We start from the raw sequence: 8,118 nt of genomic DNA on the forward strand, positions 1-8,118 counted from the left end.
TTTTGCCTGGAAACGTATGGGCGTGGCATGAAGCACCTATTTTTGCTCGTACGGATGGTTATGTTAAACAGTGGTATGTGGATATTGGCAGCCATGTCAAAGCCGGCGATTTACTGGCTGAAATTGAAACACCGGAACTCAATGCGCAAAAGCGTCAGGCCGCTGCTGATTTAAATACGGCAATTGCCAATAATAAATTGGCTCAATCTACGGCGAAACGTTGGATAAACTTATTAAAAACTGATTCTGTATCAAAACAGGAAACGGATGAGAAGGTAAGCGCGGCTCAGGCGTTACAAGCGGCAATGAGCTCCGCTAAGGCAAATCTTGACCGCCTAACCGAGTTGGTTGGGTTCGAGCGTGTTATCGCACCATTTGATGGGATAATTACCGCTAGGGCAACGGATATTGGGGCATTGATTAATTCAGGTAGTAGTACTACAGCAAAACCCTTATTTCGTATCGCCCAAACGAATCCTTTACGCATTTATGTGAAAGTACCACAGAATTATTCTGCGCGGATTACGTCTAATCTGGTTGTTAGTTTACATTTTGCTGAGCATCCTGGTCAGGAGTTCCCCGCTAAATTATTAGATACCGCCAAAGCCATTGATCCAACAACGCGAACTTTATTGGCGCAATTTACCGCAGAAAATAAAGATGAAGTATTATTACCTGGTGGTTATACTGAAGTCTGGTTTTCCTTGTCACTACCTCCTCATACTGTGCGTATACCAGTGAATACCCTACTGTTTCGTGCGCAAGGCTTGCAGGTGGCTACCGTGGATAAAGACCAAAAAATAGTATTGAAATCAGTAACAATAAATCGTGACTTTGGCGCAGAAGTAGAAATTGCGACCGGAGTTACGCCAGGTGAGCGTATTGTGATTAATCCACCTGATTCGATTACTGATGGTGAAGTCGTGCGAGTGGTTTCATGAACAAGTTCATTATTTCAGGAATATTGGCAGCTACGTTGATGGGTTGTTCTTTAGCACCAACTTATCAACGCCCGCCGATGCCTATTCCTGAACATTTTAAAGAAACTGGAACATGGCTTAAAGTTAAGGATAAACCACACATTGTTCAGCCAGATGCCTGGTGGCAAGCCTTTAATGATCCCATCCTAAATGACCTAGAAGACAAACTTACGGTTGCGAACCAGGATTTGAAAGTTGCCTATGCACATTATCAGGATGCCTATGCTTTGGCGCAAGTCGCTCGCTCGTACTTTTTCCCCACCCTCCAAGCACTCTTTAATGCGGACAGACAACAAACTTCACATACGGTAGCCAATCCTCAGAAGGTACTCGATTATAATCAGATCTTAGTCGGAGGTTATCTTAGTTATGAGTTGGATGCCTGGGGGGCTATTCGTAATCAGTTTGTTGCGAGTGACCGTCTTGCCAAGGCAAGCGCGGCTGATGTTGCCACCATTCATCTTAGTTTGCATGCAGAGCTTGCCAACGATTATTTTGCCCTAAGAGGTAGCGATGAGCAGCAACGTATTTTAGATACAACTGTGGTTGCTTATAAAAAGGCGCTGTATTTAACCAAAAAACGTTACCAGGGCGGTGCCGCACCGATAGCTGATGTTGATGAAGCAGAAACACAGCTTGAAAATGCCAAAACCATGGCTGAAGATATGCGTTTAAAACGAGCTCAGTTAGAGCATGCAATTGCAGTATTAGTGGGCGAACTTCCCTCTGCTTTTTCTTTGGCTCCTGCAAAATTACCACAACGTTTTCTGGCCATAGCCCCGAATATGCCATCAACACTGTTGCAACGTCGGCCAGATATTATTGCTGCCGAATTACGTGTACAAGCCGCTAATGCAAGCATTGGGGTGGCGCGCGCTGCTTTTTTCCCGCAGTTTAATTTAACTGGTACGGGAGGATATCAAAGTCAATCGTTCGCAAATCTTATCTCTAAACCTAGCCTTTTCTGGTCTCTTGGACCGCTTAGTCTATTAACACTCATCCAACCGATTGCTGCAGTCACTATATTTGATGGTGGCCGCTTACGTAGTTTATTAAATCAGGCAAAAGCAGATTATTATGCGACCGTTGCCACATATCGACAAACCGTATTAACTGCTTTTCAAGATGTGGAGGATAATCTTATTGCCATAAAGCAATTGGATAAAGAGCGTAGTACGCAAGATGCAGCAACACGTGCTGCAATGCGTGCCTGGAAACAGGAGCAATATCGCTATGCCGGTGGCCTTGTTACCTTCTTGCAAGTGGTGGTGGTTGAAAATACGGCCTTGCAGTCAGAATTTGCTTCAGTGAATGTACGGACGCGCCGACAAATGGCGAGTGTACAGCTAATCAAAGCCCTCGGTGGTGGCTGGTCTTTGGATGTGAGTAAACATCAGAAAAATCGGTCTTGAGGTCGACGTGTTTTTTTGTTCGTAAAAATAGGTTCTAGCAACAGATTGCCAATCAATACGTTGAAAAACTAATTACATAGACTCTTGATAAATAATAAGCTTGTATTTTATTTTCGTTAATATTTGTTTAATATTTACGCTGTATAATGATGCTAATGATCATTGGAAATATAAGGCAAGGGTAGGTCTTTTATGAGCGCGCAGAGTGCAAAGGTGCTTTTAGGTGAGACAATTCAGCAACGTTATCGAGCATTTACGCTTAATGAGGAGCCCAACATATCACTTCCTGCCTTATCGGCAATTCCATGGATTGGTGCTTCCTGGCGTCGAGATGTCTATCGTAAAGAAGTATCGCATACAACACCTAATCACATTAAATTTATTATTAAAAATGGTGCTCCGCATGCATTTTTGTGGCAAACCAGCGCTGAAAAATTAAAAAACGGAGTACGTTGGGGAATTGTGAAAACACACTCGATTACGGGCAAGGTAATTTCCTCTTTGGGTCAATATCGGATTGTTGCACATGAACGTGCAATGAAAGGTCTGGTCAGTAATTCACAAGCACTCAAGTTGAAGCTCCTGGATTTATATCAAGATCGATTTACTGCGTTGCAAGCCATTGAATCATTGGTAAATAAAAACACCACTTATCGTGAATATAAAAAAGTTTTTGCGCACTACATTGCTAAATTAGATGCAATAGAAAATCAGCTTAGTAGCTATTTTTCTGAAGTGGATTGTCCGGGATTCAATGAGCAGTCTATTGCGCAAATAACCTTGGATATTCAAGCAGATAAAAGGCGTGCGCACGCTTATTTGCAAAGGTTGCACCATGAGGAAAATTTACGCCCTTATAATCGTTCAAGAGGCGATGATTCAGTACTGGAGTTTATTAAGCAGCAAATGGTTCATGGTTTGTATGAATTACAGGGGGTTAATCAAGATCTGACTTACAGTCGCACGCGTTATTTTGCCTTTACACGTGGTGAGATGAATGATTTTATTGAAGATGCACGTAAAGAAATTGATGAGCATGAAGCGGATCCGCGTAATGCGGTTACGGCCAAACATCATGGTTTTTATTCTTCGAATAAAAACGAGTTGATTGCGTATGATTTTGCTCAGGATAATTTGCCATCAGTACGCCAACAACAAGTATTAACTGCTATTAGTTTTATCGAAGGTTGGGATGTTTTGGATAATAAAAAAGGTCAGACTCCCTTTGTCAGTAATGGTAGCGAAAAAGAAGAGCTTGAATGCTATTCTGCTACACGCTGGAGAACTCATCGTAGTGTTAGGGCCGCCGTTAAAAGTATTAGCTCATTTCTTCTGAATATATTTAAAGGTATTTTTGTTCCCACGCGCCCCTGGGCAGAAGAAGATTGGTATAACCGTAATTTTCATCTTAATGCCGTAAAGCTGCATAAACAGGTAGCAGCTATAGAACCGATGTGGAAAAAACCCGTTTATTTTGTGATGCAACTTGGTAATGGATTCATGGATATCTTTTACGGTATTAGAGATTTTGGTGCAAAACTAATCATTGGTATGCCGGAAGATATTGTTAATGATTGGGAATCAAGCAAAGCATTACCTGCACTGGATGAGGTTTTGGCACATGTCACTATTGAGGCCAATGCGATTTTTGCCGCCGAAGAACAACTCCTTGAGGAATTATTAAAACAGTGTGGCGATAAATTAAAAGAGGATGCTCCCTCTAAGGTAAGATTAGCAGGTGTTGAATATGAGCTTTCTGGAGGTGAATTTAATGACGTCCTTAATTCAATGGTCAGAGGAGTAAACGGTTTTAGTAGCGTTTTTACCCATAATATTTATGCTAAAGATCCCGTAGGCGGACTAATCTTTACGACAACGTATCTTGTTGGTATTGGCATGATTTATTTGCCGGCTTATAGTGCGTCAATCTTTGGTAGTGCTTTTGTCAATGCATTTAGTAATATGTCCTATACTATGGCTTCTTCACCATTAGGCGCGGCGGTTGCCGGAGGCTCTACGTTGGCAGAAATTTCTGCTGTTTTCTGGGATGGTTTAGCTCATGGCACAAGTGGTATTGCGGCAAATACTTTCTATCAATGTGGTGAAGATCCATTAACTATTGGTGCTTATTGTGTGGCAGCCTATACTTTAGGTTATTTTTTGGTTAATGGTGTTGCAGGGTATAAAATTCCTTGGTTAAGTCATTTGCTGCAAGAAGATTTGGGCTCGGATCCTTCTACAGGTTATCCGCTTATCGGCGCTAAATTTGCTGTTATGCTTTATGAATCATTAGTTGCCCATTCAGTTAAGCATCATGAGCAACCTGATTTAGTAGCTCCGCGCCATGAACATGCAACAATCATGGCACCTGAGCGAGAGCGTATTGTGCAACGATTCAAACTTGTTTCCTGGTTAATTGTTCAGGCTAAAATGTTGCCAAAACTTGAGGTAGCCGATAAATTGGCTCTGGCACGGCAAATGGATGCTTTATTCAGCAAAGAAGAAAGCGAGTCCTTAAAAAAATTACTTTATCCCGAAAGTCACCCATCGATTGCCTTTCAAGTTTTTTCCCTGCCTTTATCTTATATTCCCGCCGTATTACGTTTTATGATTTCCCCGGCATTAAGTCTGGTTGCGTGGATTAAGGGTACCCCTAATCCTGCGGAGCCTGTGCGCAGGGCGGGGACCTTTTTAGTTGATAAAATAAAGAAAGATTTAAGTCGTTTTATTGTCGTAGGGACGAATATAATCTATTTATTTTATAGCGTGACGGCTGCATTTATTAAACTGCCCGCTTATTTAATAACTCTGAGTATTGGGCGTGTGGCGGGATTATTTGATGCGAAACCGGCTCATGCTTTGCATCGTTTATTTGCGATGGTACATAATTTCATGAGAAGCATGGGGGAGTTTTTTTATCCTGCTCGAGCAATGAAAGATGTGCATGTTGCACATCCAACCGATACCATGCTGAAAACAGAGGCTTCTTATCTTACGTTATTGCAACAGATGGGGCAGGGAGAAGCAACGAGCGCACCTTCAGAAGAAGCTACTTCGTCTAGCGGTTTCTTCTCTCCACGTTGCACAGAAATAGCCGAGCAGCGTTTATCTAGCGAGGCGGACTCCGATACACCGGAAATTGGTTCAGGAAGATTATAGCCACAGCTAAGGGTTCTGGGGAAAAGCCGTTGTTCCTATGAGTCAATACATATCAATAGCGATGTAGATAACGAGAATCATTCATTGTCGATTGGGGGTATTTTTCCACCCAGACGACAATGAATTAGATTTTAATCTAAATTAATCGTGTAGGAATAACTGTTAAAGCCATCATATTCTGTATTGATGTAACGAATTCCATTGCACGAGGCATTAACGGTTGGATGATTCATGAATGGGCCGTCTTTAATATCCAGCACGCACCAATTGGCTGAATCATAGGCAACTGTAACATGTGCATAACCGCTTCGGCATTGATACGAATCTCTAATCACAAAACTGCGTGGACCGATTATTTGTAACACAATGTCTTGATCACTAAAGCCACTTACAATATAAATTGCTGGGTGTGAACTGTCGCTTAAACGAAAGTAATCCTTATAACCACAATAGGCTTCGTTTGCATGAGCATTCATTACCATAAAGCTGGAAGCCGCCAGCATCATCCATTTTTTCATTTAAAAGCACCTTATTGTTTAAAATCAAAACGAATTATAAAGAAGAATTGTTTAGATAACAATCATTCTGCCGCAATGGGGCCGCCAGCTTTTATAAAGGTGCGTTTAGCAAGCCAAACGAGGCCAAACAGAAACATGAAAATCCAGGCTGAAAGTCTGAAGATATCATTGGTCGCTAACATAAATGCCTGGTTGATTACGTTCTCATATAAGACGCCAAAACCTTTTAAGCCTGAGATACCTAATGCGTGTAATTGTTCTAGCGATTGTGTCGTTAATGGATTAAAGGCATTGATGTATTCAACCAAATGACTTTGGTGCATTGCTTCCCGATCATTCCAAATCGAGACACTGAGTGAGGTGCCAAAACTTCCACCCAGAATACGAAAAAAATTGGCAAGACCCAAGGCACTGGCTAGTTTTTCAGGGGGGATATCAGCTAAGATCATGGCAATCAGTGGGGTAAAGAAAAAAGAAAGACCAAGACCTTGGATAAATCGTGGTTCAATTAATTGAATGAAGCCTATATCAGTATAAAAATTAGATTGCCAATACGAAGTGAGTGCAAAGATGAGAAAACCAATGCTGGTTATCACGCGCAAATCAAATTTACCCATATAATTACCAACAAAGGGGGTTAATATGAAAGGCAAAATTCCAACTGGAGCAGCGGCAAAACCAGCCCAGGTAGGGGTGTATCCCATTTGTGTTTGTAACCATAAGGGAAAAATAACCACCGTGGAAAAATAAACCAGAAAACCTAGCGTCAGGCAAGTCACACCAATCGTAAAATTGCGGTTTTCAAATAAGTACAAGTCAATAATGGGATCACATTGAGTTAAGAGCCAAATGACTAAAAAGCTAAGCGTAATGAGGGAGATAATCCCCAGAGCAGTTATTGTGTTTGAATGAAACCAATCTAAATCATGTCCCTTATCGAGTAAAACTTGTAAACAGCCAATCCCAATGGTTAATAAGACTAAGCCAATATAGTCTATGGGGCGTTTTACGGTTGCTGTTTCTCTGCCCGTGAGGGTAATCATTGTAAAAATAACGGCAAAGATGCCAACCGGTACATTAATGTAGAAAATCCACGGCCAGGTGTAATTATCAGTAATAATCCCCCCCAGAATTGGGCCCATGATGGGGCCGACAACTGCGGTCATGGCCCATATTCCTGTTGCCAGTCCCCTTTTTTCAGGAGGGTAGTTGGCAAGTAAAATACTTTGTGACAAAGGAATCATCGGGCCTGAAACCGCCCCTTGAATAACGCGGAACAGAATCAACATCGCTAAATTTTCGGATAAGCCGCATAGTACCGAAGCGATGGTAAACAATGTGGTCGAATATAAGAATAAACGCACTTCACCAAAACGGCGCGCCAGCCATCCGGTGAGCGGTAACATAATTGCTTGGCTTACTGCAAAAGAGGTAATAACCCAGGTGCCGTTATCCGGGCTAACCCCAAGATCGCCGGCAATAGTTGGAATTGCTACATTGGCAATAGACGTATCAAGGACATTCATAAAAATAGCCAATGACAAGGAGATTGTCATTAACAGCAGTCTACTGCCTTGTAGTGGAGGTAATGCTTCTGCCATTATTTTGCAGCCTTTGGTAACGAGATATCCGTTGAGTTTGCCGTCAGGATTTCATAAATCAAGGGTTCAACTTCGGCCAATTGTTTTGCATAAACAGTCGTTTCATACTTAAACAATGGTTCTGTAGTCGTTGGCATTCTGCTTCCATCGCGATCATGAGTATTTACGGTAACGCGCATAGATAGTCCTAATTGCAACGGGTTTTTTTTCAGTTCATCTTCGTTCAAGCGAATACGTACGGGTAATCTTTGGACTATCTTAATCCAGTTTCCGGTTGCATTTTGGGGGGGGAGCAAGGAAAACGCTGAGCCTGTTCCGGCATTTAAACCTTCTACTTTGCCATGATAGGTAACATCAGGATAAGCATCAGCATACAGAGTTACGGCTTGATTGACGCGAAGATGATCCAAAGAGGATTCTTTGTAGTTGGCATCAACCCATGTATCAT

The 8,118-nt window shown here is 42.0% G+C and carries 6 protein-coding genes; 3 read left to right on the forward strand and 3 right to left on the reverse strand.

Features of this window, described 5'->3' with window-relative positions:
• From LDG_RS15040 to LDG_RS15050, 3 genes are all read left to right on the forward strand, one after another.
• Positions 1-941 (forward strand): efflux RND transporter periplasmic adaptor subunit (locus tag LDG_RS15040; RefSeq protein ID WP_083821487.1); only part of this gene is annotated, 941 nt, incomplete at its 5' end.
• A complete protein-coding gene (locus LDG_RS15045; RefSeq protein ID WP_040536173.1) occupies positions 938-2,392 on the forward strand; it encodes an efflux transporter outer membrane subunit in 1,455 nt (484 codons plus the stop codon). The genes LDG_RS15040 and LDG_RS15045, both read left to right, overlap by 4 nt.
• A 192-nt stretch (positions 2,393-2,584) precedes the next feature.
• The gene (locus LDG_RS15050) at positions 2,585-5,551 is read left to right on the forward strand and encodes a hypothetical protein (protein WP_006872285.1); all 2,967 of its coding nucleotides are present in this window, start codon (positions 2,585-2,587) and stop codon (positions 5,549-5,551) included.
• 131 nt (positions 5,552-5,682) lie between these two features.
• On the opposite strand, the gene LDG_RS15055 is transcribed toward LDG_RS15050, so the two are convergent.
• The 3 genes from LDG_RS15055 to LDG_RS15065 form a co-directional block, all read right to left on the reverse strand.
• Positions 5,683-6,069, reverse strand: coding sequence for a hypothetical protein (locus LDG_RS15055; RefSeq protein WP_006872286.1), 387 nt, complete (start codon positions 6,067-6,069; stop codon positions 5,683-5,685).
• Positions 6,070-6,131: 62 nt separating this feature from the next.
• The gene (locus tag LDG_RS15060) at positions 6,132-7,670 is read right to left on the reverse strand and encodes a DHA2 family efflux MFS transporter permease subunit (RefSeq protein ID WP_006872287.1); all 1,539 of its coding nucleotides are present in this window, start codon (positions 7,668-7,670) and stop codon (positions 6,132-6,134) included.
• Positions 7,670-8,118: HlyD family secretion protein (locus LDG_RS15065; protein ID WP_040536175.1), on the reverse strand; the 449-nt coding region annotated here is incomplete at its 5' end. The genes LDG_RS15060 and LDG_RS15065, both read right to left, overlap by 1 nt.

It is taken from the genome of Legionella drancourtii LLAP12 (assembly GCF_000162755.2).
Classification (GTDB): Bacteria; Pseudomonadota; Gammaproteobacteria; order Legionellales; family Legionellaceae; genus Legionella; species Legionella drancourtii.